Raw genomic sequence first — 25,313 nt, forward strand, 5'->3', positions numbered from 1 at the left:
GGTCTGAAGCATAATCGCGAACGGCAGCGACGTCATTCAATGCCGCTATTTTGATCATGCTGCCCAGAATTTCTGCCGGCGTTCCCGCGGAGTCCTTCTTCGTCAGTTGAATAAAGATGCCCGGATCGTTCATCTTGGCGCTGCCGCCATTGCGGTAGAATTCGTGTAGGGCGACCTCGAAAGCTGACCGTGCTTTCATGCCGTTTCCTCTCCGAGTATTTTCACTGGCCGGTCCCACTGAATAAGCACGACACAGCCGGTATCGCTCCAGACCGAATGTTCTGTGCCGGGGGCATTGACGATGTAACTGCCGCGGCCGTAGTCGCCGGCCTCGTCGGACTGCACCCCATCGAGAACGAAAATGGTTTCCAACCCCTCATGGCGATGGCGGGGAACGGACGCGCCGGCTTCGTATTTCAGGAGCGCCACGCCCGGTTGGTCGCCTTCGAAGGGGCGAATCCAATGGATTGTCACCTCTTCACGGAACGGCCCGAATTCCAGATCCTTCCAGCCGCCTGATGTGAGCAGTTCGCGGGTCGTTTCAGGCATGGGCGATGCTTTCCAGGATATCGTCGACACGAGCCGTCCAGCCGACGATGGCGCCCTGGGCGCGGATCATGGCAATGGCGGCGGCCTTGAATTCGGGGAAGTAGCTTTCCGTCGCCTCCTCGGCGAGCAGGCATTCATAGCCGCGGTCGTTTGCCTCGCGCATCGTCGTCTGCACGCAGACTTCTGTCGTTACACCCGCAAAGACGAGCTGCTTGATACCCTTCTCATGCAGGACATCGCCAAGTTTCGTGGCGTAAAAGGCGCCCTTGCCGGGTTTTTCAATGACGACCTCGCCCTTGATCGGCGCAAGCTCCGGTAGGATCGCCGTGCCAGGCTCACCGGAGATGAGGATGCGACCCATGGGACCCTTGTCGCCGATCCTAAACATCGGATTGCCGCGGTCGCGTTTTGCCGGCGGCAGGTCGGAGAGATCGCGCTTGTGGCATTCCATAGTGTGGATGACCGGCAGGCCGGCGTTGCGGAAGCCCTGGATGAGGCGTTTGACATCGGGGACGATTCTGACGATGCGACTGACATCATTGCCAAGGCTAGCACCAAAGCCACCGGGTTCGGCGAAGTCGCGCTGCATGTCGATGACGATAAGGGCAAGCTGGTCGTGTTTCACCGGAAAGGCGAAGGGTTCTGCCTTGATCTCCGCCATCAGTGATGCCCCGCCATATGCGCGCCGATCACACCGATATCCGCCGAACGCGCCGGTGTCTCGTAAACCAGCTTGCCTTCGGAAATCACCACGATGCGGTCCGACATTTCGAGCAGCTCGTCGAGATCTTCGGACAGCAGCAAAACGGCCGTACCGGAATTGCGCGCCTTCATGATGCGGGCACGGATCTCGGCGACAGCGGAGAAATCGAGGCCGAAACAGGGGTTCGAGACGATGAGCAGGTCCACCTTGCCCGTCAGCTCGCGGGCGAGTACCGCGCGCTGCACATTGCCGCCTGAAAGCGCTGCAATCGGTGAGGAGGCGGATGCCGTTTTCACCTTGAAGTCGGAGATCAGCGCGCTGGCGCGCTTCTTCATCTTGCCCTTGTTCAGCCAGATCGCATCCTTGCCGTCCGCTTTCAGATCGAATGTGCGGAAAGCGAGGTTTTCGCTAACGGTCATACGAGGGGCGCACGCGTTCTGCAGCGGTTCTTCGGGGATGAAACGAACATTGTTCTTGCGTGTCTCGGGGCGGGTTGCGCCATAAGCCTCGCTGTTGACGCTCACATGGCCGCTATCCGTCGGCCGCTGTCCGGCGAGGATTTCCGTCAGCTCTTTCTGGCCGTTTCCGGATATGCCGGCGATGCCGACGATCTCGCCCGAGCGCACCAGGAGCTTATCGATCTCGATGCTCTTGAGACCGGAGCGGTCCGGTGCCTTGACCTGCTCGATCGTCAGCACTGGCTTGGCGTTTTCTGAAACGGGAACGCGTGTATCGAGTTCGGCAAGCTTGACGTCGCCAATCATCATCGCCGCCATGTCAGCGGTGGAGAGTTCACCGACCTTGCCGGCGCCGACCAGCTTACCACGCCGCAGGATCGAGACAGCATCGGCGAACTTTGTGACCTCATGAAACTTGTGCGAAATCATCAGCACGGTCAGTTCACCGCGCTCGGTCATACCGCGCACGAGGCCAAGCATCTCATCGGCTTCGGCCGGCGTCAGCACCGACGTTGGCTCATCCAGCACCAGGAAGGAGCGGCCGAGATAGAGCTGTTTGACGATCTCCAGCTTCTGCTTTTCGCCGGCGGCAAGCTCGCTCACCGGTCGATCAAGCTGGATCTTGAACGGCATGCGCTCCATGAAGGTGGCCAGATCCTTCCGCTCTTTCGCCCAGTTGATGATACCAGGCACTTGCGCGCGGCTGATGACGAGGTTTTCAGAACCCGTCAGCGAGGGGACCAGCGTAAAGTGCTGGTAGACCATGCCGAGACCATAGGTAGCGGCGTCTTTGGGCGAGGTAATCGCCACTTCGCGGCCGTCGACGGAAAGCGACCCCGACGTGGCGTGATAGAAGCCCATGATGCATTTGACGAGCGTCGACTTGCCGGCACCGTTTTCGCCGAGTAGCGCATGGAAGCTGCCGGCAGGCACCTTGATCGAGACACGGTCAAGGGCGGTGAAACTGCCGAAGCACATCGTCATGTCGATCGTGTCGATGCCGACGGCCTTGCCGGCCCTCGGAAGGGGCGTATCGCGGACCGTGCTCATGGCAAAGCCTCGATCAGCGTCTTAGAATTGGAGACAGAACCGAAGACGCCGCCCTGCATCTTCACCATCTTGATGGCGGCGAGGTGATTGCCGTAGTCGGTCGCGCCGCAGCAGTCTTCCAATAGCAGGCATTCGAACCCGCGATCGTTGGCCTCGCGCATCGTGGTGGACACGCAGACGTCAGTGGTGATGCCAGTCAGGATGATATTGTCGATGCGCTTCTGGTTGAGGATCAGTTCCAGATCGGTGGCGCAGAAGGAGCCCTTGCCGGGCTTGTCAATGATGGTCTCGCCCGCAAGGGGATAAAGTTCGGGAATGATGTCCCAGCCGGGTTCGCCGCGCACGAGGATGCGCCCACAAGGTCCGGGATCGCCGATGCCGGCATTGATGCGACGCGAGCGCCAGCGCTTGTTGGCCGGAAGGTCCGCAAGGTCGGGCCGATGACCTTCACGGGTCTGGATGATGTGGTAGCCCTTGGCGCGCATGTCCGCCAGCACCGCCTTGATTGGCTCGATAGGCGCCTGGACCAGTGACAGATCATAACCCATGTGATCGACATAGCCGCCCTTGCCGCAGAAATCAGTCTGCATGTCGATGATGATGAGGGCGGTGTTGTCCGGCCGGAGCGCGCCATTATAGGGCCAGGGATAGGGGTCGGCGTCGACATAGGTCGGCTTCCCGGGGATGACGGCTGTTGCCAGACTGTTCATGGATGATCTCTCCTATTTGGTGAGCGAGAGTGCACCCGGCGCACCGGCGAGCGAGCGCGTGGGCGACGAGGTAATGATCATGATGACGAGCGTGAGCACGTAAGGGGCGGCATAGAAAAGATAATAGCCTTCGGTCACTCCGACCGACTGCAACGCCGGGCCGAGCGCCCCAGCGCCGCCGAAGAGCAATGCTGCGAGGAAGCAACCGATCGGATTCCACCGCGCAAAGATGACGAGCGCCACGGCCATCAAGCCTTGGCCGGAGGAGATGCGTTCGTTCCACGAGCCTGGATAGTAGAGCGAGAGATAGGCGCCGCCGATCGCCGCCAGCGAGCCGCCGACGGCGGTGGCGATCAGGCGCACGCGATCCGGATTGACGCCCATGGCGCGTGCAGCATCCGTGCTATCGCCGACGACACGCAAAATGAGGCCGACACGTGTATTCTTGAACGCCCACCGGAGGGCGAAGGCGAGCATCGCGCCGAGGATGAACAGCACGTTGATACTCAGCGCCGCTTGGATCTGCGGCAGGCTGGACCAGAATCCGAACGGAATTGCCGGCAGGTGTGGCGCCGCCGGCTGGATGAACGGTTTTCCGAGGAAGAAGGCGAGGCCCAGGCCAAACTGCATCATGGCGATGCCGATCGCGATATCGTTGACCTTCGGCCATTTGCAGATCCAGCCATGCACGGCGCCGAAGATTGCGCCGGTCGCCATTGCAGCGAGTACGCCGAGCCAGGGGGAGCCGCTCATGACGGCGACAGCGTAAGCGGTCATGGCACCGAAGACGAGCGTGCCTTCAAGGCCGAGATTGATGCGGCCCGAACGCTCGGTGATCGTCTCGCCGAGGCTGACGAAGATGAAGGGCGTCGAGACGCGGATCGCGCCGGCGAAGATGGCGAGGGGCACTCCCCAGAGGCCGATTGCGGTGTCGTCCATCATTCGCTCCTTTTCCAGAGGTCGGGATTGAAGATCTTGAAGCGGCCGTAAAAGGTCTCGCAGAAGAGGATGACGATGAAGAGCGTGCCCTGCAGCACCAGCACCGTGGCATCCGGCAGGCCCATGCGGCGCTGGATGAGGCCGCCCGCGGCATTGATGCCGCCAAGCAGGATCGCGACCGGGATAATGGCCAGCGGATTGTGCCGAGCGAGGAAGGCAACGAGAATGCCGGTGTAGCCGTAGCCAGCGGCAAGCGACGCGTTAGCGCTGCCCTGCACGGCTGTGACCTCGATCATGCCGGCAAGCCCGGCGAAACTGCCGGCGATCGCCGTGAAGCCGGCAATCAGCCGGCCGATCGGCAGGCCCTGAATCTGCGCGGCGCGGACATTGCCACCGGCGATGCGGGCCGCAAAGCCGTAGCTCGTCACCTCGATCAATACCCATGAAACGATGCAGGCGATGACGCCAATGACGAGACCCCAATGCACGTCCATGCCCGGGATATGGCCAAGCATGTAGTCTTGCGGCAACGGCTTGGTCGAGGGCTTGTTGAGGCTTGCAGGATCACGCAGCGGCCCTTCGACGAATTGGTTCATCAGGGCGATGGCGATATAGGAAAGCAGCAGCGACGAGATGGTCTCATTGACGCCGCGGTAATGGCGCAGGAAGCCGGCGAGGCCGATCCAGACGCCGCCAACCAGCATGGCAGCGATCGCCATGAGAATGAAGGTCAGGAAGACCGGTGCCGAGCCGACGAGTGGCAGAGCCATCGCCGCGGCGGCTACGCCACCCAGCACGACCGCGCCCTCTCCGCCGATGATGACGAGGCCGAGACGGGCAGGTAGGGCGACGCAGAGTGCCGTCAGGAGAAGGGGTGCCGCACGGCTGAGGCTGTTCTGCACGGAAAACCAACTGCCGAAGCCGCCGGTGTACATGAGTTGGAAGAGCATTGCGGGCGATTTGCCGATCGCCAGGATGAAGAGGGAGAAGAGCGCAAGACCGATCACGATAGCCGCAAGGCCGATGACAATCGGCTCGGCCCGCCGCGCGATCCATTCAAGGGTTGGGCGCAGCGAAGCCGGTTTTTCGGAAGCGACTGATATTGCGGGATCGTTGGCCTGGACAGTCATGGCGCTTCTCCCTTTGCGGTTTACGCCGTGGACCCGACGACGCCTTCGACCAGGTAATTCATGCTTTCAAGCTCGATCGCGTCTTCGGCGTAGCTCTTGTCGGCGGTCACGACTATGTTGCCCTTGTTGTCCTTCAGCGGCCCCTTGAAGACCGAGAACCCACCCTTCATCATCTCAGCATGCGTGGCCTCGAAGGCCTTGCGGCCTGCTTCGGAAACGCCTGGGCCGAGTGCGCTCATCTTTACGAAGCCGTCCTTCAGGCCGCCGCGTACGAAGTTGCCGAGCTTTTCGCCTGCCTGCGCCTTCTTGACGAAATTGCTGTAGACGTTGCCCCAGGCCCATTCGGCACCGGTGAGATATTTTTCAGGAGCAAGCGGGCTCTGGTTGGCGTGGTAGCCGCAAATGAAGGCGCCGCGGCCACTGGCCGTCTCGACCACCACTTTGGGGCTGTCGACGTGGCAGGTGATGACGTCGGCGCCCTGGTCGATCAGTGCGTTGGTCGCTTCGGCCTCCTTGACCGCGAGCGACCATTCTCCGGTGAAGATCACCTGGCAGGTGATGGTCGGATCCACGGACCGAGCCCCAAGCAGGAAGGCGTTGATGTTTTGCAGGACCTGCGGGATCGGCTTGGCGGCAACGAAGCCGATCTTCTTGCTCTTCGTTGCATGGCCAGCGGCGATGCCGTTCAGATACTGACCTTGGAAGATGTAGCCGAAATAGGAACCCGTATTGGCCGGATGCTTGCCCTCCTGCCAGAGGCCGCCGCAGTGGCGGAACTGGACATCGGGGTATTTGGCGGCCATGGCCAGCATGTGGGGGTCGAAATAGCCGAAGGAGGTTGGGAAAAGCAGGGTCGCGCCATCGAGATTGATCATCGATTCCATCGTCTTCTGGACGTCGACCGTCTCGGGCACGTTCTCTTCTTCGACAACTGTGATGCCCGGCAGCGCTTTGACGGCGGCTGCGCCCTCGGCATGCGACTGGTTATAGCCATAGTCATCCTTCGGGCCGACATAGATGAAGCCGACGGTGAGGGCTGTCTGTGCAAGGGCCTGGGAGGAGAAAAAGCCGGGTGCTGTGCCGACGAAGAGGGTGGTGGTGGAAGCCTGAAGGAAACGGCGGCGGTTCATGGAAAGGAGTCTGGTCATCGGAATGCTCCCCGTGCGGCGGTTTTGCCGGTTCAACTGATTGCAGAAAAGTGTATGCAATGCCCGTGCCAGATTTTATTGCGTTGATTTTACATAAAAATTTCCGGGGTTGTTTAGGGAAGATGTTAAAGTGTATGCAATTTTAATCTCAATCAGGCCAAAGATTGTGCATAGCCTATAAAATAGCCGTATAATCATATGAGCAATAGCGATTGAGTGCACGCCGGCTTGGATTCGCGCGAGATATTATTCAATATAAACAATATAATATTGCCAGTGTTTGACTTTGATCAGCCGGCGCTACATGTGTATGCAGCACGCAACAAAACAGAATCGATCCTTGAAACAGGTCAGACGCAGAGAGATCATCCGGGCAGGAACGACCGTCGAGCAGATGGTGCGGGCAATAGCCGACATGATCGTGACCGGGCAGATGCTACCGGGCGAAAAGCTTGACGAAATTTCGCTGGCCGCCCGTTTCGAAGTATCGCGCACGCCGGTGCGCGAGGCGCTGCGCGAACTCGGGGCAATGGGGCTTGTCGAACGCGAGCCGAACCGCAGCGCCCTCGTCACCAACGTGACCGAGACCTATCTGCATTCGATGTTCGAGGCGATGGCGGAGCTTGAGGCAATCTGCGCGCGGCTTGCGGCCGAGCGAATGACAGTCGAAGAACGGCGCATGCTGGAAATCGAGCATCACGCTTCCGCGCGCCTTGTGCATCTGGGTGCGGAGGAAGACTATGCCGCCCATAATACCCAGTTTCATACTCGGCTTTATCGCGGCGCGCACAACGAACACATCTACGAACTGGTCACGCAAAGCAGAGCGCGGCTTGCACCGTTCCGTCGCGCGCAGTTTCGGTTACCCGGCCGGTTGGCGAAATCCTATGACGAGCACGACGTAATCGTGACGGCGATCATGCGAGCGGATGGCGCCGGCGCTGCGCAGGCTGCATATTCCCATGTGGAAATTGTCAGCGACGTTAGCGCGGTCTTTGCCAAAGCAAGTGAAAGCTAGCTATGCGCTAGTGGCATCCTGATTTGTCCTTTTCACATCCAATCCGGTTCATCGTCACGAATACGGGCGGATAGCTGTAGTCATGCTTTTTCTTGTCTGTCGCGGCATCGACTAAGGCGACTGCCACCATTGTTACAAGACCGTTGTTGCTTGCTGCCGCCATGCGGTCATGGGATGTTTCATCGAAAGGCTGAGCGCTTGCATAACCGGTCCTGTAGCCCGGGGCTTGGCAGTGGACGGAAACCGGGCGTGAGGCGTAGCCGTAGTCAGGCACTCTAATTTCTGCGGGGGTCTTCACAGAGGCACGATACCCCTCGCTATCCAACGCGCAGTCGATGCCTTCCAATTCGGTTCTGGTGGAAAATTGCGCGTCCTTCTTCCGGACATCCTCGTAGGTTCGCACCGTAACAATCTTCTGGCCTTTGAGGGCCGGGATGTCCTGACCGGCAGCGCGCTGTGGTGACAGCACATCGCCGTACTGCACGCCTTTCGCGGTCGGTGTGGCCACAACGCTCATCGCGATAGGCTTTGCAGTTTGGCACCCTGCCAATGCCGCAACAGTGACTACGGAAATGGCGCAAGAACGGATTTTTGTTTTCATCATATAGCCTAAAAATTGGAGGAGGCGGTGGTTCAAGTGACGCGCCTCGCTGGCAAATGGATAAGACTCATATCGTGGCTGACGGCTTCGCTTGTGCCATGCATGGCGGCTATCAACCTCTGATTATCCCGATAAATCAAAAGCACTACCAACCAATAAACAGAATGTGGTGCATTTTGCGCAAAGCAGCGCATTGCGCTCGAGCCGACCTCCGGGCTCGATGTTTGCGGGTTCCGAGAAGGCGGAATGAGGCTATTGATTGGTGCGTAACCACCTAAAAAGCCTGGAAAATTCCAGTTCGCTGTAGTCGCCCGGAGCCCAGGAGCAACAGGATCAGGGTTCCCCAACACAGGACTGCCCAAGACGAGGGCGCCACGTCGTTTTGTGAGTCTCAATCCAGTCATCAGCGTATCGAAAAGACCGCCACGCATGATCCGTAGCCACAGCTCTTCCTAATACGATGACATGGCCGTTACTTCGGGACCTCGGTGGCCTGCTGCTTGAGCTGGACCGACCGGAGCGCCGCCACCGCTGCGCTGCCCTCGGCTTTTTCTTCGCCGCCGACCTGCACGGTCGGCTGGGCGAACTCGATCCCGTTCGATCGGAACGCATCGCGGATCATCGTATAAGCCCGACGGCGCACGGCGGACTGATGGCCGGGCACGGTACTGAATGCGAAGCTGAGCTCGATCCCGAATTCGCCGATCTGCTCGACGCCTTTCATCTTCACCGGCTCTATGATGAATGGGGCAAGCTCAGGATCTTCTTTCATCTCTGCGCCAATGGCTTTTACCAGCTTTTTCACCATGGCGATGTCGGTGTCGAATGCAACACGCAGCATGAACTTGTCGATCACCCAGTCCCGGCTCATGTTCTGCACCGCACCTAGCGCCCCGAAGGGCACGGTAAAGATCGGCCCGCGGTGATGGCGCAGGCGTACCGAACGAAGGCTGAAGGATTCGACAGTGCCCTTGTAACTGCCGCTCTGGATGTATTCGCCGACGCGGAATGCGTCGTCGAGCATGTAGAAGATGCCGCTGATGACATCCTTCACAAGCGTCTGCGAGCCGAAGCCGAGGGCGACGCCGAAGATACCCGCGCCTGCAATGAGGGGGCCGATCTGAACTCCCAGTTCGGCGAGCACGGTCAGTGCCGTCGCGGCGAGCACGAAGACGGCCAGCGCATTGCGGAAGATCGGAAGCAGCGTGGCGATGCGGTGCTCGCTCGCGGCTTCGCCGCCATGCGCGGAAGGATCGGCGGAGAAAGTCTGCAGCTTGCTGTCGATGAAGGCTTTGGCGATATGCCAAACGAGATCGGCAACGAGAAGAACGACGGCGCTCTTCAGCAGGCCGTACGTAATGGCGCTCAAGGTGGGATCCTGATGCGCCAGCGAATCTGGATTGAGGTGCCACACCATTGCAAGCCATGCGACCGCGATCGCGATGACGACGGCCCGGCTACCCCTGGCAGCGATAACGGCCTTGAGATCTTTCCGGTTGTCTCCCATTGCACGCTCGACGGCGCGCCCGACGAGGCGAAGCAGGGGCGGCAGGATCATGGCAAAGATCCCGAGCCAGGCAAGACCCTTGAAGTTCAGCAGCCAAAGCAGCCAGACGGCAAAGAGGCAGAGCGATAGCGCAAGTTTTCGCGAACGCGACGATGAATTGCGGGTCCAGACGGCTTCCAGGGCGAGCGCGAACAGGAAGATCGAGAAGCAGAAGGAAATCGCCTGGTTGACAGGTGGCGGGACGCCGAGTGGAGGCCCAAGGGTTGCGGTCGCTATTGCAAAGAAAAGCAGGCCTGCGAACGCCTTGATTCGCCGACGCAGGCCTATGTCCGGGGTTGCAAGCGCCACTGCCGCCGAGAGGCAACGATAGGCCACGAAAGCGATGAGATAGGTCAACAGGACGATGCGCACGAGAGGCGGCCAGTCGACCACGAAGAAAACGATCGCCATGGCTGCGGTAAAAACGGCAATCGGCAGGAATTCCGCGGCGACCGGAGACGACGAGGCGCGATGCGACCATTGTCGCCGGAATACGGCTTCGACCGCCGCGCCGAGCAGTACGAGCCCTCCCAGCAGCACGACGATCGGAGCATATCCGTGGTCGATTGCATCGGCCCGCCCTCGGCGCATGGCCGCGGCGATTTCACCGGGAATCGTCGGTATGGCGGCGATAATGCCACCGTACCGCGAGCGCGCTCGCTTGTCCCAGTCGGCAAGCGCAGAAGCATCCTGCTCCGCAGCCGGCCCGGCTGCGGAGCCGGCCTTGCGGCTGTCAAGCCAGGCTTTGACGTCGGGATCTTGCAGCAAGCGGACGAGTTCATCGACCTTGGCATCCGAGGTTTGCTGCTGGGCATGCGCCATGGGTGCGAGGAGAAGCAGGCCGAGAATGAAGACCGTGGCGACGGCAAGATATGCAGGCTTCATGGAATGCTCCTCTGTCGGTCCTCAAATGGAGCATACAAGTTCCCTACAGGGGAGTACGTTACGGTAAACTCGGCGTAACAACTATCGTGCAGGGTATTTACGGTCCTTGTTACGGTAACGTACTTCCTGAAAGTGGGCGCCGGATCATACTCCTGAAAAAGGTGCCGGCGGGAGTCTGAATGGTCTGATGGACAAGGGGAGCGGCAACGAAAGAGCCCCGGTAGGTACGCGGGAACGCGGCATGTGGCGGTTGATGTTGAAGCTGCCGTCAATTCGCGGCCGCCTTCAGATTCTTGCCACGAAGCCCTCTTCGCTTGGAAATCTGTTCGAAGCCTATGACGACGCGTGCTCCACGCTGGACCGGCTTCGTAGCGAATCCACCGGCGACCGCTCGCCCATGATCGAAGAGTACACGGACATCTGCGCGGAAATTGAATCCGAAGTCATACAATATTGCCTCGAACGCGGTTCGAGCGTGCCGAAATAACCCGCGAACTCGCGTTAAAATCAATCACGTTTTGGTTTTGTTAGAGACTCGTATTGCAACCGTTTGTTTTCTGAGCGATAAATTCGTCTGTTCTACTTTAGCTGGACCAATGTGTGCGGGGGCCGCCATGGACGCTGAAGAACACGACACGAGGGCTTGCGAAGTTTCCGAAGCAGACGCCAGAGCCGAGCTCGACAGGCTGCTCTCCGACCCAAGGTTTCATGCGACGGATCGGGCGAAGGCAATTCTCGGATATATTGCCGAGCAGGGATTAAGCGGGCGTGCGGAAGGGGTCAAAGCCTATTCCATAGCAATCGATGTGCTTGGACGCACCAGCAGTTTCGATGCCTCCCTCGATCCTATCGTCCGTATCGAGGTTAGCCGGCTTCGTACTGCGCTCAGCCAGTATTACGAAGCATACGGCTCGCCGCGCGGAATCATGATCGACCTGCCAAAGGGGCGCTATGTCACGATTTTTTCCGCATCATCCTTGCCGGAATATGAGATCGGCGGTGAAGCGGCAGAGGCCGAAACAGCGAGGAGGGAGCTGGAGGAATACATCGGCCCCCTCCGAACTTCGCGTTCGAAACGTTCTCCGGTTGCAGGGTGGCAGGCATGGGCAGCGATTGCGGCAGTCCTTGGCATGGGGACGGCGCTCATGTGGGGAATGTCTGAGATTGCTCCGGCAATCACTGTCCGCCCGGCGGTCTCGGTCGAGATGGTAGCTGCCGACGCCGCATGGAGCGGAGAGGCAAACGCGACGCGTGAGATGCTGCTGACCGCCCTGACCCAGTTTCGGACGCTGACTGTCACAGAGGCTTTGCCCTCGGACAGACTGCAGTTTGCGGCCCACCGTTCTTCCGACGCAAATGCCTATCGGATCGAGATGAAGTATTATGGCGACGGGAACGATAGAAGCATCTGGTGGCAGATAGCGAACCTCGCGACCGGCGAAGTGCTTCGGTCCGGGGTCGAAAGGGAGGATACGGCAGGCAAGAGCCCCGCGGCCGTTAGCATGAATCTCGCGGCGTCTCTAGCCCGAAGGTTTGCCTCGAGCGATAGCGTGATCAATAACGCGGAGACCTATGGAAGCGCTGCAGGTTCGCTTGGAAACGCTTGCGTGCTCCGCGCAGAGCGCGCGCTCGAGGACCGAGACTCAGCGGTGATTGCGAGATCGATGGACTGTCTGGAGCGGACAATAGCGAAAAGTCCGGACGATGCAGACGCCGGCGCAACGCTCGCAAGGGCGCTGCTGACAGGAGAAGAGGGTGTGATCGACCAGGCGACGCTCGCCAGATCCTATAAACTCGCAAACCGCTCCGTATCGCTTGCGCCGCGTTCCGACCGGGCGCAAGTCGCCCTGATGATGACGCAGTTTGCCGCGGGCTGGAACACGGCAGCAATAGACACAGGCAACAGGGCCATGTCCCTCAATCCGAACAATCCGGATGTTGGCGCAACGCTCGCCACGGTTCTTTTTGCCTCCGGCTATTTCGACGCAGGCGTCTCGCTGGCACGGGATGCCGGGCGCAATGTCGACACCGTGCCAGGCGATGCGGTTATCGTTCTCGCTCTCGACGCCTATCGCAGGTCCGACTGGTCCGAGGCCTCGTTGCTGGCCGAGCAGGTGCATCGCGGCGACTATGTGCTGAAGGTGCTGAGGATCGCCGCACTGGCTCAGCTCGGATCGAGCCAGGCTGCCCCGCGGCTCGCAGCCATGCAGAATCAGGATCCGGATTTCATTCGCCTGTTTCATCAAAGAATGGAGCAGAGACATTATCACCCGTCCATTACTGCAAAGCTCAAGGACGGACTGACGAAGGCCGGTGCGGACTTCAAAGCCGCCGACCGGCTTGCCAGCGCATCCTAGAGGCGGGGGATGTCGGAGAAAGGCCGCCTGTCGGCAGTGGCTCTTACTATTCCGGTGGCTTCTCACGCCGCCGACCTGTTGCCTGCCATGGCTCCGCGATTGCCGGTTACAGAGCGCTTGGCGTCAACTACAGCAATGGCAGCCTCACCGAGGATATCGTGGAGCACGGCCCGATGGTGGGTGCGGTATTCCACTTCTGACCGGGGGAGGGCAGGCAGGCCCGGCCCCCGGCTTGCCGCCATCAGCCCTGACTATTCGAAAGCGAAGATCTTCTTCCAGTCATTCTTCATGTCAACGACCAGCCAGTTGCGGCGTCCGGCTTCGTCGAGCGCCTTGTCCAGCTTCCCAAACGCGGACTGGCGGTCGTAGGCATATTCGCGATCGCCGTCCGTATGGTGGATCAGCATCGCAAAGCCCGGGCTCTTCGCCGCGGTCGTCCACCGCATCATCTCGTAATCGCCGTCGGAATTGCCTGCAACAAAGATCGGCTTGCGCCCGATGAACTTGTTGATACCGGCAGGCTTGCCAGGGCCGTCGTCGATGAAGTCGATCTCCGGCAGACGCTTCAGGACAGGTACGTCGTCGACGATATCGAATTCGGTGGTGATCGTGCTTCCCACCACCTGTTCCGGCGGGATGCCATAGGCCTTTTCCGTAATCGGCCGCATGAACTCCACGCCGCCGCCGGAGACGATGTAGGTCTTGAAGCCGTTGGCGCGCAGATAGTCGAGCAGTTCGCGCATCGGCAGATACGTCATCTCGGTATACGGCTTGCCTGTTTTCGGATGTTTCGCCGTTGCGAACCAGTCCGTGACGATCGAGGCGAACTGGTCGGTCGTCATTCCGGCATGCGTTGCCATGCCGAGTTCGACGATGCCCTTCTCGCCGCTCTTTGCGATCCCTTTCAGGTCGCCGGCAAGGATGGATTTGAACGGTTCTTTCTCCTTCCATTCCGGGTGTTGCGGCGCCAATGTCTTCACCCGGTCCAGCATGAAGCCGAGTTGGACGTAATAGGGCTGTTCGGCCCAGAGCGTACCGTCATTGTCGAAGACGGCGATGCGATCTTCAGGCGCGACGTAGCCTTCGCCGCCATCCGTCACCGTTGCCTTGACGAAGGCCATGATGCGGCTCTTCGCGGCCGTGTCGTTCCATGACGGCAGCGACTCCTGCGAGAAGGCGGGACTGACGAAGCCCGCCGCCAGCGTAAACACGGCAACAATCAGCGAGGCGAGGATCGTTTCGGTGTTCCGGATCGGTCTCATCGGATATCTCCTGTCACGCGGTCGTTCTTTTCACGCAGCGGAAGCCGACATGGCTTGTGGACGTATCCTCCGGCTCGGCATGGCGGGCGGCGGGGCGATAACGACGGCAATAGTTGGGCGCACAAAGATGCGAGCCGCCCTTCAGCACCCTCCGAGGGATGCGGATCTGCGGTTGCATGGGGTCGTAGCTCGCGTCTGCCGGTCCGCCGCGGGGATTGCTCGGGATGCAGCAGGATTTGGCGGCAGGTTCGGTGTGCCGCGCTGACCAATAATCGGAGGTCCACTCCCATACATTGCCGATCATGTCGTAAAGGCCGTAGCCGTTCGGGGGGAAAGAGCGCACGGGCGAGGTCCGTTCTTTTCCCGCGGGCTTGGTGCTGAGCGTCGGAAATGTTCCCTGCCACGTATTGGCCATCGGGCGACCGTCGGGCATGAGTTCATCCCCCCAGGCGAATTCGGTGTCGTCAAGGCCACCGCGGGCGGCAAGTTCCCACTCCGCCTCGGTCGGCAAATCGAGGCCTGCCCAGTCCGCATAGGCCTTGGCATCGCACCAGGCGATATGGACAACAGGATGGTCCAGCTTCCCACGCAGGTCACTCAGTCCGCCGAGCGGACGGCGCCAGTTCGCGCCGAACTTGAATTTCCACCACTGCGTTATGTCCGGGCCAGCAACATTCTTCGGCTGAAAGAAGACGAGCGATCCTGCCTTCAGCATTTCGGGGCGTGCGCCCGGATAGTCTTTGGGATCGGGAGCCTTCTCGGCGAAAGTCACGTAGCCGGTGGCGTCGACGAATGCCATGAACTTCCGGTTCGTCACCGGCGTTTCCTCGATCCAGAAGCCGTCGACCCTTACCGGATGGGTAGGGGCCTCCTCCGGATAGTGGTTGTCCGATCCCATCGTGAAGGTCCTGCCGGGGATCCAGACCATGCCCTCGGGGCCGCCGTCCGCTGTCCGCTCGTTTTCGAATGCCAAAGCCATCCTTGCCTCCGAAATTGAAAGAACAGCTTTGCCTTCGATGCGGCTGTTCGGAAGTACGTTACGGTAAATGCCCGGCGGCAAATGTTACCACCGGCGTAAATTTACGGAAGTGGGCGAAGCCGCGCCTGGATTGAGCGGTGGCAGGGCACCGCCCCGCAAGCTGCCTGGAGCAGGTTTTGCGATGTGCGACCTGCGAACAGCATCCGCCAACGCCTGCCGGTCGAATGGAGCGCCATCGGTTCCGGAACCGAAGAGGGCTTTTTCTATGGCCTCTATCTGCGATCGCAAGTCGGGATCGGACGAGGCGGTCATCCATGTCGAAATCGAGGAATAGCCGACCACTCGTGTCCAGCGCATCAAAGCCTGATAGACGGCACTCTCTTCATCACCGGCGATTGAGTTCATCAGCCGCTTGAATTCCACGTGTTCCGAGTTTGGGCGCGGGCGACGCCAGGCTCGCATTCCGTTTGAAAACCGTGGCAGGAAGCGCCGACCCGCCCATAGGACGGCAACGCAAAGAGCGCAGCCCGAGGCCAGTGCCGCGGCCGTCAAGGTTCGGGAACGGCTCGGCGCCGTCTCCTGCCGAAGCTCGGGCGCGATGATGTCGGACGATGCCGGTGCATCGATGACGGTGACGGCCACAGTCGGCAACGTGGTGGTCCTGGCCTGATGCGCGTCGACATCGAACCATGGATAGGAAACCGCGGGGATGCGGAAGGTGCCGGCCTTGTCCGCCGTGTAGACGATGGTCTCTATGCGCCTGCTTCCCGTCGTATTTCCGCTCACGATGTTATCCGCGATCTGCGGTGGCTTTTGATATTGCCTGAGACCGGCAGCCTCGCCGATGACGACCTGCGGTATCATCATGGCCTGTGTATCCTCGCCGAAGACGGTCACGGTCCGCACGACCGCATCGCCGACCTTGAGCTGTGAGGGATTCCGGTCAAAGGACTGGGTGAGCGCGATCTGGCGGGCGGCGAAGACCGGTGTCCGTTGTCCGGATACCGAACCGATGACATTGAAGCCGATGGAGGGGAGTTGCACCGTTCCCTTGACCCATCTCCCGTCTTCCGAATAGCCGAGCTCGATCGGCACCGACGGCAGGGTGAACGTTCCCGACACCTCCGGAACGACGGCATAGGTCCTGCGAATTCCGGAATATTGAACGCCATCGATGGTCTGCAGCAGATTTTGCGGGCGCTCGTTCGCGAGCGTGACGACGGCGTTGGGAAGGTCGAACAGCGGGAACTGCGGAGGCGAGGTAAAGAAATCCGGAACGAAGACGTCGACGATGACGTGCACCTGCTGGCCAGGCACAATCTGGCCGTCGTCATCGACGCTTGCACGAGCGAAAGGTTCCGCCGCCAAGCAGGAAGTGGCGGCCAACAGAGAGAGGGCAAGGCCCATGGCTGCCGATCTCATGGCGTCTTTTCCCGCGTTTCGAGGGAGAACTTCCGTGCCATGAGATCCGCCGGGCTCACCTGGATATTCTTCATCCACATCTCCGACGTCTGTTCGGCGATGTCGATCCTTCCTTGCTTGCCCTGTTTGCCCTTGTCGTCGAATTGCACCTGATCGGGTTTCTCGTTCGGCTCCCCTTGCTCGTCCTGTTCCTCCTCCTGCTTCGCCTTTAGCAGCGCTTCGGCGATTGCGAGATTCGCCTGCGCGTCCGGCCAGCCCTTTCGTCCATCCAGCGCCCTCTTGTAAGCCGCGACCGCCTCGTCGAACCTTTCAAGGTGGAGCAGCGCGTTTCCCTGATCATACCAGCTCTCGGCTGTGTCGACGGCGGCGAAGGCGTCGACGGCTTCCGCGTATTTGCCGGCGCGATAGAGCGCGGCGCCCTCCCACATCGGATCGAGAAAATGCGCCGATGCCGCTGCATAATCGCTGCGCTCGTAGGCAAGCCGGCCTTGCTGGTCTGATGTCAACCACATGTCCGCAAGGCTGCCGGCATCGACCTCGGTGGGTATCACCATTCTCCCAGCAAGAACGATGCCGGCAAAGCGCACGACGCAGCCGCGCCGGAACGATACCGCGTAGAGAATGACGAGGGGGATGACCGCCCACCATCCCATATCGCGCCAGCGATCGCCTTCCTTAGCCTGCTTCTGTTCGAAATTCGTCCGGATGCGCTGCATTATCCAGCGCACGTCCGTGTCGTCGTCGGTGATCGTCGCGACCTCCGTGCCCGTCTGCGTATGCAGGTGCTTCAGACCCTCGACATCGAGCTTGGCGAAGATGCGTCCGCCGCCCGCATCCGTCTCGAAGCCACCGTCCGGTGTCTTGACGGGACCGCCTGCCGCCGTGCCGACGCCGAGTACGACAATGCTGCTGCCCGCTCCGCGCTTGAAAGCTTCAAATGCTCTCTCCTCGATACCGTCTGTCATGAACAGGATCGTGCCGGTCGTCTCCTCCTTCGAGAGGAGCTCTTCGGCAAGCTGGAGCGGCCTGGTCGAATCCTTGCCGGGGACGGGCATGATGCGCGTCGCCAGGGCATCCGTGTAGGTTTCGGTGAGAGAGGCGTCCTCTGTGAAAGGAAGGACGAGATGTGCCGTTCCCGCATAAGCGACGACAGCCGTCCTTGCACCTTGCCGCTCTGCGATGATGTCCCTGATCTTCAGCTTGGCGCGCTCGATCCGCGAAGGCGTAACGTCGATCGCATTCATCGTCGCCGACAGGTCGACGGCGATGACGAGTGGCGCCGTATTTTCGACGAACGGTGGAACCTCCCGCTCCCAGGTTGGTCCTGATGTCGCGATCGCTGCCGCCGCCATCGCGGCGGCAAGGAGCCAGGAAGGTCGGAACCGGGAGCCGCCGCTTCCCCTGACGACGAGGCTGTCGAGCAGGTGCGGCGCGATGATCCCTTTCCATCGGTTGCGGGCATCGCCGGAGCGGGAGGACAGCCAGAGCAACGCGACCGGAAGCGCAAGCGCCAGCAGCCACCATGGACGCAGGAAATGGAAGTCCTCTATCATGCCGCCACCTCTCTATGCAGGAGGCTGCGGATGCCGCACAGTCCATAATAGACCACGATGAGTGCGATCGATGCACCAAGAGGCCAATAGAAGAGTTCTATGCGCGGTTGCCAGGAGAGCGTCTTCTGGTTCACCGGCGTGATCCGGTCGAGCACGTCGTAGATGGCGGCGAGCGCGGTTTGATCTTCGCCAAAGAAGTAGCGCCCACCGGTGCCTGTGGCGATCTTTCGGAGCATTTCCGTATCGAGCTTGTCCTCGCCGGTCGCGGCCGGATCACCGATTCCGACGGTATGAACAACGATCCCCTTGGTCTTGGCGATTCCGGCAGCCTTGGCAGGCGGCATCTTGCTGGCGGTGTCGTTGCCGTCGGTCAGCAGTATCAATTCCTTCTCCGGAACGGTCGTCTTTTCGAACATCTTGATCGCCAGCCCGATGGCGTCGCCGAGCGACGTGCGGGGACCTGCGATGCCCGGCACGATCTCGGCGATCATCGTCTGCAAGGTGGCATGGTCCATGGTAAAGGGGACCAACGGATATGGCGCATCGCCGAAGGCGACGAGGCCGATCCTGTCGCCGGGTCGCTTCGATACGAAATCGGAGACGACCTTCTTAACGGCATCGACGCGTGCCTCAGTGCTTCCGTCCGCGGCGCGGAAATCCTTCGTATCCATCGACTGCGATAGGTCGAGTGCGAGCATGATGTCTCGCTGCGGCTCGACCTTCTCGATCGGCGGCTCGACGAATTGCGGACGCGCGAGGGCGAGCAGCATCAGGCACCAAGCGAGCGTCTCGACGATCAACTGTAGCCAAGTCCGGCGCGGGATGACCGAACCTTCCGTCGGACGGATGCCGGCGGCGTCTGCAACCTGCTCGAAGAAGGGGATGCGAACGGCCTCCGACGTTTGCCGATGCGCTGGAAGAAGCCACCAGACGAACAGCGGCACGGGAAGAAGAAACAGCAGCCACGGATGGTCAAGCTGATACATGATGGTGTCCGATCCAGCTTCGTGCGGCCGGGACCGCTTGGTCGACGACATCCGGCGGCGGCTCTGCATTGCCGTGGTATTCAAGATCGTCGAGCAGTCTTTCCAGGGCGGTACTCGCTTCCCCGTCGCCATGTTCGCTCAGGAAGCGAACCCAGGCCGCGCCGGCGATCTCTGCCACGGCCGGCCGGCCCCAGCCGGCCAGCATGACGCGCTTCAGAAGGGCGGCGAGTTCGCGCAGCCCGTCTCCTCGCGCGACCGGATCGCGGATTTTCTCTTCAATCTCGGCGAGCCGGGCGAGCGCCTCGCGTCGATAGGCGTTTGCGCGATAGGCCTTCAGCCAGCGCAGAAAGACGACCAAGAGAACGACGACGAGAATTGTCGCCAATACGGCCCATCCCCAGGTCTGCGGCATCCACGAGATCGGCGGTGGCACGGCGATGTCCCTGAGGGATCGCAGGGCGATCTCGGTCATCGGATCGGTCGTCGGAGTGGCTGGTCCCATGGTCATCGCCTCCGTTGCCGCCAGGCGGATTGCTCCAGCAGGCGGCGGAGCTGCGGCGCGGTTTCTTCCGCGGTTGAAATCGGCAGCATTGGAAGGCCAAGCTCTCGTTGCCAGGACCGCAGTTCCCGGCCGCGCTCACGTGCGAAGCGATCGATCGCTTGCCGGACGTCGCCTTGTCTGAGTATCAGTTCTGCCTGAAGACTGCCGCCGCTGATCACGATGTTGCCCGATTGCGGCAACTGCAGAAGGAAGGGATCGTAAACGAGGAGGCAGATCACGTCGTTATGTGCCGAGAGGCGCAGCAGCGTGTTGCGTGTCGCCGCCGTATGACCATCGAAGTCGCTGATGAAGACGACGAGATGATCATGATGAGCGATGTTCGCGACGCGGGCAGCAACGGCGTCGAGCGCGGCGAGACCGGGCGTTCCGGCATAGGCAGCGCTCAACCCTGTATTCTGGCGGGCAATCCTGTCGGCAAGGCCCATGACGGCTTCCCGGCTGCGGTGCGGCCTGAGCTCGACAATCTCGCTGTCGTTGAACACGAAGCCGCCGACCCGGTCGCCGGAGCCGAGAATCCGCCAGGCGCAGAGCATGGCCGCCTCCGCTGCGGTCACCGATTTCATCGACCGTCGGCTGCCGAAGAACATGTTGATGCGCTGGTCGACGACGATCAGCGCTGGCCGTTCCTTCTCTTCCGTGTAGACGCGGACTGCCGGCCTGCTGGTGCGTGCCGTGACCCGCCAGTCGATTGTGCGGATGTCGTCCCCCGGCAGATAGTCGCGCAGTTCCTCAAAACTCAGGCCCCGGCCACGCATCGACGAGCGCATCCGGCCGGAAAGTTGACGATGGCTCCGCGCCTTTTGGACGAAGGTCAGGTCGCGAGCCTGGCGCTCGAGAGCGACGAGCTGCTCGGTGCTGACATGGACGCCTGTGCTGCCTTCGTTGCGAGCCATGGCCGTTCCTCATGAAACCGCCACGAGTTCGACGATGCGGTCGATGACCTGATCCGGCGCGGTGTTGGAGGCATGAGCCTCGTAGGAGAGGATCAGGCGATGGCGGAAAACGTCGCTGACAACAGCCTTGACGTCGTCGGGGATGACATAGTCGCGACCCTTCAGCCAGGCATAGGAGCGGGAAACTTTGTCGAGACCGATGACGCCGCGCGGGCTGACACCGACCTGCAGCAATTTGGCGAGGTCCTTGTCATATCTGTCGGGGTATCGCGTGGCGAAGACCAAAGCGACGATGTATTTCTCGATGGGATCGGAGACGGCAACCGCTCCTATCTCCTTGCGTGCCTCGAATATTGCTTGCGGATCAAGCCTTTGCTGCGGCGTGGGCTTGCCCTCTCCATGCGCTTCGTTTTCCTCATCGCGATTGAGCCGCATGATTGCTCCTTCGGATGTTTCGTTGGGATAGCCGACCTCCACATGCATCAGGAAGCGGTCGAGCTGCGCTTCGGGCAGGGGATAGGTACCCTCCTGCTCGATCGGATTCTGCGTCGCCATCACCATGAAAAGCGCGGGCAGAGGATAGCTCTTGCCCCCGACGGTTACCTGCCGCTCCTCCATCGCTTCCAGCAAGGCCGACTGCACCTTTGCGGGCGCGCGATTAATCTCGTCGGCGAGGATCAGGCTGGCGAAAATCGGTCCCTGCTGAAACTTGAACTCGCCCCTGCCGCCCTCGCTGAAATAGATCTCCGAGCCGGTGATATCGGCCGGCAGCAGGTCCGGTGTGAACTGGATGCGCGAGAGCTCGGCGTCGAGATTCCTCGCCAGGCTCTTGATGGCGCGCGTCTTCGCCAACCCCGGCAGGCCCTCGACCAGAAGATGGCCATTGGCGAGCAGCCCAAGGAGAAGCCGCTCGACCATCGCCTCCTGGCCGATGATCGACCGGCCAATCCGTGCGCTCAGCGCGATAATGTCGTCACGTGCGGTCATGCTCGTCCCGTCCATATTGGAAGCGGGCGAGGCCTTCAGGCCACGCCCGTCGATGGGGTTCGCCGAACTACTTGGCTGTCGCCGGACTTTGTTCCAGCGATTTCATCAGTGCGTCGATCATCTGGTCCACGCTGAAGCTGGCCGGCCGCTGGCTGGGCGGATACTCGCGGAAAGTTTGCAGGAATGGAGCCACCCGCCAGACGCCATACTGCACGAGATAGGCATTCTTGGCGTACCAGTCATAATACTGGTCGGAAACGATATCCGCCCGCTCATAAGGGTCCATTCGAAGATTGAAGGTTTTCGGAGCGCGAAGGCATGTGAACGGATTGGCCCAAACCTGAAAACCGCCCGGCTGACGCTGTTCGCAGAAGACGAGCTTCCAGTCGCCGAAGCGATAGGCGACAAGCTGACCGTCGTCATCAAAGTAGAAGAATTCGGTACGGGCCGATTTCGGCTGTTGCCCTGTCAGATATGGAAGCTGATTATAGCCGTCGAGATGGACCTTGAACTGGTTGTCGCTAATCGCCGTTCCCTTGAGAAGGCGGTCCTTGATGTCGGGATCGCCGGCAGCCGCGAGCAACGTCGGGAACCAGTCAAGTCCGGATACCATCTCATTGGATGTTTCACCCGCCTTTACATGGCCGGGCCAACGGATGATCGCGGGTACCCGGAAAGCGCCTTCCCAGTTGGTATCCTTTTCGCTTCGGAACGGCGTCGTTGCGGCATCCGGCCATGACCATTGGTTCGGGCCGTTGTCGGTCGTGTATAGCACGATCGTATTGTCGGCGATGTTGAGATCGTCCAGTGCTTTCAGCAGTTTGCCGACGTCGCCGTCGTGCTCGATCATCCCGTCGGCATAGTCGTTGCCGGGCATGCCGCTTTGGCCCTGCATTGATTGCCGGACGTGGGTGAAAGCATGCATTCGGGTCGTGTTCATCCAGGTGAAGAAGGGCTTACCCTCCTTTGCCTTCCTCTGCATGAAATCGATGGCGGCCGCCGTCGTTTCGTCATCGACCGTCTCCATGCGTTTCCGGTTCAAAGCGCCAGTGTCTTCGATCTTGCCGTCCGATGACGCCTTGAGAACGCCGCGCGGAGAGTTCGTGCGGACGAATTCCTGGTCATCTTTCGGATAGTAGGGCCGTTCCGGCTCCTCCTCGGCATTGAGATGGTAAAGATTGCCATAGAACTCGTCGAACCCGTGGTTGGTCGGCAGGAATTCGTCCCGATCGCCGAGATGGTTCTTGCCGAACTGGCCCGTTGCATAGCCGAGCGGCTTCAGGGCTTGCGCGATCGTGATGTCGCGCGGCTGGAGGCCGACCGTTGCGCCCGGGATACCGACCTTGCAAAGGCCTGTGCGCAGGCAGACCTGACCGGTGATGAAGGTCGAGCGCCCTGCCGTGCAACTGTTTTCGGCGTAGTAGTCCGTAAACATCGTCCCTTCCTTGGCGAGGCGGTCGATGTTCGGCGTCCGGTAGCCCATGACGCCAAAGGAATAGGCGCTGATGTTCGTCTGGCCGATATCGTCGCCGAAGATGACGAGAATGTTGGGCTTCGAGCCGGCATTGTCCGTCGCCGGCGTTGTTGCAGACGGTGCAGCCTGCTGTGCATGGACCGGGAATGACGCAAGCGAAATTGCGCCGAGCGTCATAGCGAGAGCCGCGGTGGCACCGAGGAGGCGTCGAGAGAAGGCCGTGTTCATCACGTCCTCCTCGCCATGTCGTGGTCGTTCAACATTACGGTCTCCTTTGGTCGGGCAGTGTCTGGCGCTGCCGAAACTGGATGTCGTATTCGACCACGCCACACTTCTCCCGATAAGGTTCCCGTGGAAGTACGTTACGGTAAACGCGGACGTTGCGGACGTAACAGAAGACGTAAATCGGGATGGGCTACTGGGTCAGCGGCTGCGACTTTGGATTGGTCTTGAGCGCATCGTCGACGTCGGCCGCCTGTTGCTCGGCGGCCGTCAGCGATGACGATGAATCGATCCGCGCCATCGAGCGGGGGGTGGATCTTGGCATTCGCTTCTTATAGGCGCTGTCTTGCCACTATCTCGTGGCCGTGCGAGCGGCAGCGATCAAACCATCCAGCCAGTCTTGGTGGCCGTTGATCATGGGGTTGGGCTTGGTCTTTGCCAGATCTTCGGCAGGCTTGCCCTTTTGTGTCTCCTGGGTGAGAACGCGAACCCGCCCGCCCGGCAGTTCCTCGATCAGCCATGCGTGATGAACGTCAAGACGGGTCTCGCCTTCACCAGCCCAGCCATGCCAGGCGACACGACCCGGCTTTCCTTTCGTTGGAGGCACGTATTCGACGACCTCAGCTTCGACGGGAAATCCAAAGGTCTCAAAATAAAAGCGCACGCCTTCTTCCAGTTCCGGCCCTTTGCCGTCGTAGAAGCGGACATTCGCGGAATTGGGATAGTAGCTTGGCCAGAGCGTGGCTTGACTGAGCTGTGGCCAGACATCAGCAACCTGAAGATCGGCGGCGATGACCTCGTTGGAGGAGAAGTTTTCGGTGAAGCCTGGAAGATAGCCTTCCGGCCATTGAATTGCATTCATCATTCGGAAGTTCCTCATACCGCGGCCTGCTGGAGGTCGTGCTCGTTTCGTATTGCTCCGTAATGCCAAATATGCAGACATAAGGGAAATTGGCATTTATGATGATGGATATAAGAATGCGAGATATCAGATCCCTGGACCTCAATCTCCTCAAGGCGCTTGACGCCCTATTGGACGAACGCAGTGTTACTCGCGCCGCCGAACGGCTCGGCCTTACTCAGCCTGCGGTCAGCGGTATGCTCACGAGAATGCGAGTGAGCTTCGATGATCCGCTCTTTGTCCGAACCCAGCGCGGGGTTGTGCCGACGCTGAGAGCGATGGAACTCGCTGGGCCGGTTAAACAAGTCCTGGGCGACGTAGAAGCATTGCTTCAGCCGCCGACATTCGATCCTGCTACGGCGGAGTTCACAATGTCTATCGCGGCGACAGATTACGCGCTGCATGCTGTTGTCCTCCCTTTCCTGCCGAAGCTAAGGGCAGTCTCCTCAGGTGTACGCGTGGCCGTGCGGCCCTTGGAGCACGATAGGGCACAGATGCAGTTCGAGCGTGGCGATCTCGATCTGGCGCTCGTGACGCCGGAAACTGCGCCGCCGGACCTGCATGCGCGCCATCTCTTCGACGAGACCTACGTGTGCGCCATGCGCGAGGGACATCCAGACGCTTGTGGGCCGATCGATCTCGACCGGTTTTGCGCACTGGACCACGCGCTCGTATCTTATTCCGGCGAGCGCTTCTGGGGCGTCACCGACGACGCTTTGGCCTCCCTTGGCCGCCGACGGCGGGTCGCGCTTTCCGTAACCAGCTTCCTTATCCTTGCCGAAATCTTACGCAGTACTGACCTGATCGCCGTTGTTCCTCGACGTCTTGTTGAAGGCGTCGAGGGCATTTTGGTGAAGGAGTCGCCAGTCAGCATTCCTGGATTCTCGAAGATCGCGGTTTGGCATGAACGAACGCATAGCGATCCGCGCCATCGGTGGATCCGCTCGATGATATTCGAGACGCTTGCGGTCACCTGAC

The 25,313-nt window shown here is 60.5% G+C and carries 24 protein-coding genes; 4 read left to right on the top strand and 20 right to left on the bottom strand.

What is annotated here, in order from left to right:
• Window positions 1-195 precede the first annotated feature (195 nt).
• From ACXHXG_RS15935 to ACXHXG_RS15965, 7 genes are read right to left on the bottom strand one after another with little or no spacing between them, the layout of a single operon-like run.
• A complete protein-coding gene (locus tag ACXHXG_RS15935) occupies window positions 196-549 on the bottom strand; it encodes a cupin domain-containing protein (protein ID WP_104827642.1) in 354 nt (117 codons plus the stop codon).
• A complete protein-coding gene (locus ACXHXG_RS15940; protein WP_104827641.1) occupies window positions 542-1,210 on the bottom strand; it encodes a cysteine hydrolase family protein in 669 nt (222 codons plus the stop codon). Before ACXHXG_RS15940 ends, ACXHXG_RS15935 begins: the two co-directional genes overlap by 8 nt.
• Window positions 1,210-2,760: an ABC transporter ATP-binding protein gene (locus ACXHXG_RS15945; RefSeq protein WP_457899918.1), complete on the bottom strand. Its 1,551-nt coding sequence runs from the start codon at window positions 2,758-2,760 to the stop codon at window positions 1,210-1,212. Before ACXHXG_RS15945 ends, ACXHXG_RS15940 begins: the two co-directional genes overlap by 1 nt.
• Window positions 2,757-3,470 (bottom strand): biuret amidohydrolase, encoded by a 714-nt coding sequence (biuH, locus tag ACXHXG_RS15950; protein WP_457899919.1) that lies wholly within the window; start codon window positions 3,468-3,470, stop codon window positions 2,757-2,759. The genes ACXHXG_RS15945 and biuH overlap by 4 nt, the downstream gene beginning before the upstream one ends.
• A 12-nt stretch (window positions 3,471-3,482) precedes the next feature.
• The gene (locus ACXHXG_RS15955; RefSeq protein WP_457899920.1) at window positions 3,483-4,409 is read right to left on the bottom strand and encodes an ABC transporter permease; all 927 of its coding nucleotides are present in this window, start codon (window positions 4,407-4,409) and stop codon (window positions 3,483-3,485) included.
• Entirely contained in the window at window positions 4,409-5,539 is a 1,131-nt protein-coding gene (locus ACXHXG_RS15960) for an ABC transporter permease (protein WP_457899921.1), read from the bottom strand. Before ACXHXG_RS15960 ends, ACXHXG_RS15955 begins: the two co-directional genes overlap by 1 nt.
• A gap of 20 nt (window positions 5,540-5,559) precedes the next feature.
• Complete coding sequence (locus tag ACXHXG_RS15965) at window positions 5,560-6,687, bottom strand: BMP family ABC transporter substrate-binding protein (protein WP_104827637.1); 1,128 nt, start codon at window positions 6,685-6,687, stop codon at window positions 5,560-5,562.
• A gap of 310 nt (window positions 6,688-6,997) precedes the next feature.
• Between ACXHXG_RS15965 and ACXHXG_RS15970 the strand changes: the two genes are divergently transcribed.
• A complete protein-coding gene (locus tag ACXHXG_RS15970; RefSeq protein ID WP_457899922.1) occupies window positions 6,998-7,705 on the top strand; it encodes a GntR family transcriptional regulator in 708 nt (235 codons plus the stop codon).
• Between the two features lie 7 nt (window positions 7,706-7,712).
• Here ACXHXG_RS15970 and ACXHXG_RS15975 read toward each other — a convergent pair whose 3' ends face one another.
• Entirely contained in the window at window positions 7,713-8,342 is a 630-nt protein-coding gene (locus tag ACXHXG_RS15975; protein WP_104827635.1) for a hypothetical protein, read from the bottom strand.
• Between the two features lie 436 nt (window positions 8,343-8,778).
• A complete protein-coding gene (locus ACXHXG_RS15980) occupies window positions 8,779-10,737 on the bottom strand; it encodes a mechanosensitive ion channel family protein (protein ID WP_457899923.1) in 1,959 nt (652 codons plus the stop codon).
• 187 nt (window positions 10,738-10,924) lie between these two features.
• On the opposite strand from ACXHXG_RS15980, the gene ACXHXG_RS15985 reads away from it, so the two are divergent.
• Both ACXHXG_RS15985 and ACXHXG_RS15990 read left to right on the top strand, forming a co-directional pair.
• The gene (locus tag ACXHXG_RS15985; protein ID WP_283052593.1) at window positions 10,925-11,224 is read left to right on the top strand and encodes a hypothetical protein; all 300 of its coding nucleotides are present in this window, start codon (window positions 10,925-10,927) and stop codon (window positions 11,222-11,224) included.
• Between the two features lie 127 nt (window positions 11,225-11,351).
• The gene (locus tag ACXHXG_RS15990; protein ID WP_457899924.1) at window positions 11,352-13,094 is read left to right on the top strand and encodes a tetratricopeptide repeat protein; all 1,743 of its coding nucleotides are present in this window, start codon (window positions 11,352-11,354) and stop codon (window positions 13,092-13,094) included.
• 251 nt (window positions 13,095-13,345) lie between these two features.
• On the opposite strand, the gene ACXHXG_RS15995 is transcribed toward ACXHXG_RS15990, so the two are convergent.
• The 11 genes from ACXHXG_RS15995 to ACXHXG_RS16045 form a co-directional block, all read right to left on the bottom strand.
• On the bottom strand, window positions 13,346-14,356 hold the full coding sequence (locus ACXHXG_RS15995; RefSeq protein ID WP_283052589.1) for an HAD family hydrolase: 1,011 nt from the start codon (window positions 14,354-14,356) through the stop codon (window positions 13,346-13,348).
• 13 nt (window positions 14,357-14,369) lie between these two features.
• Window positions 14,370-15,335, bottom strand: coding sequence for a formylglycine-generating enzyme family protein (locus tag ACXHXG_RS16000; protein ID WP_457899925.1), 966 nt, complete (start codon window positions 15,333-15,335; stop codon window positions 14,370-14,372).
• 84 nt (window positions 15,336-15,419) lie between these two features.
• Complete coding sequence (locus tag ACXHXG_RS16005) at window positions 15,420-16,757, bottom strand: BatD family protein (RefSeq protein WP_457899926.1); 1,338 nt, start codon at window positions 16,755-16,757, stop codon at window positions 15,420-15,422.
• The gene (locus ACXHXG_RS16010) at window positions 16,754-18,310 is read right to left on the bottom strand and encodes a VWA domain-containing protein (RefSeq protein ID WP_457899927.1); all 1,557 of its coding nucleotides are present in this window, start codon (window positions 18,308-18,310) and stop codon (window positions 16,754-16,756) included. Before ACXHXG_RS16010 ends, ACXHXG_RS16005 begins: the two co-directional genes overlap by 4 nt.
• Window positions 18,307-19,296 carry a vWA domain-containing protein gene (locus tag ACXHXG_RS16015; protein ID WP_283052584.1) on the bottom strand — a complete coding sequence of 330 codons (990 nt, stop codon included), beginning with the start codon at window positions 19,294-19,296 and terminating at the stop codon, window positions 18,307-18,309. The genes ACXHXG_RS16010 and ACXHXG_RS16015 overlap by 4 nt, the downstream gene beginning before the upstream one ends.
• Complete coding sequence (locus ACXHXG_RS16020; RefSeq protein ID WP_457899928.1) at window positions 19,283-19,798, bottom strand: DUF4381 domain-containing protein; 516 nt, start codon at window positions 19,796-19,798, stop codon at window positions 19,283-19,285. Before ACXHXG_RS16020 ends, ACXHXG_RS16015 begins: the two co-directional genes overlap by 14 nt.
• A gap of 2 nt (window positions 19,799-19,800) precedes the next feature.
• A complete protein-coding gene (locus tag ACXHXG_RS16025; RefSeq protein WP_457899929.1) occupies window positions 19,801-20,751 on the bottom strand; it encodes a DUF58 domain-containing protein in 951 nt (316 codons plus the stop codon).
• Between the two features lie 9 nt (window positions 20,752-20,760).
• Entirely contained in the window at window positions 20,761-21,738 is a 978-nt protein-coding gene (locus ACXHXG_RS16030; RefSeq protein WP_457899930.1) for an AAA family ATPase, read from the bottom strand.
• Between the two features lie 67 nt (window positions 21,739-21,805).
• Window positions 21,806-23,440 carry an arylsulfatase gene (locus ACXHXG_RS16035; protein WP_457899931.1) on the bottom strand — a complete coding sequence of 545 codons (1,635 nt, stop codon included), beginning with the start codon at window positions 23,438-23,440 and terminating at the stop codon, window positions 21,806-21,808.
• Window positions 23,441-23,627: 187 nt separating this feature from the next.
• The gene (locus tag ACXHXG_RS16040; protein WP_260304416.1) at window positions 23,628-23,759 is read right to left on the bottom strand and encodes a hypothetical protein; all 132 of its coding nucleotides are present in this window, start codon (window positions 23,757-23,759) and stop codon (window positions 23,628-23,630) included.
• Between the two features lie 27 nt (window positions 23,760-23,786).
• Entirely contained in the window at window positions 23,787-24,299 is a 513-nt protein-coding gene (locus ACXHXG_RS16045) for an SRPBCC family protein (RefSeq protein WP_285169916.1), read from the bottom strand.
• 113 nt (window positions 24,300-24,412) lie between these two features.
• Here ACXHXG_RS16045 and ACXHXG_RS16050 point away from each other — a divergent pair, with 113 nt between their 5' ends.
• On the top strand, window positions 24,413-25,312 hold the full coding sequence (locus tag ACXHXG_RS16050; protein ID WP_104827986.1) for a LysR family transcriptional regulator: 900 nt from the start codon (window positions 24,413-24,415) through the stop codon (window positions 25,310-25,312).
• Window position 25,313 lies beyond the last annotated feature (1 nt).

This window comes from Rhizobium sp. LEGMi-198b, assembly GCF_054114205.1.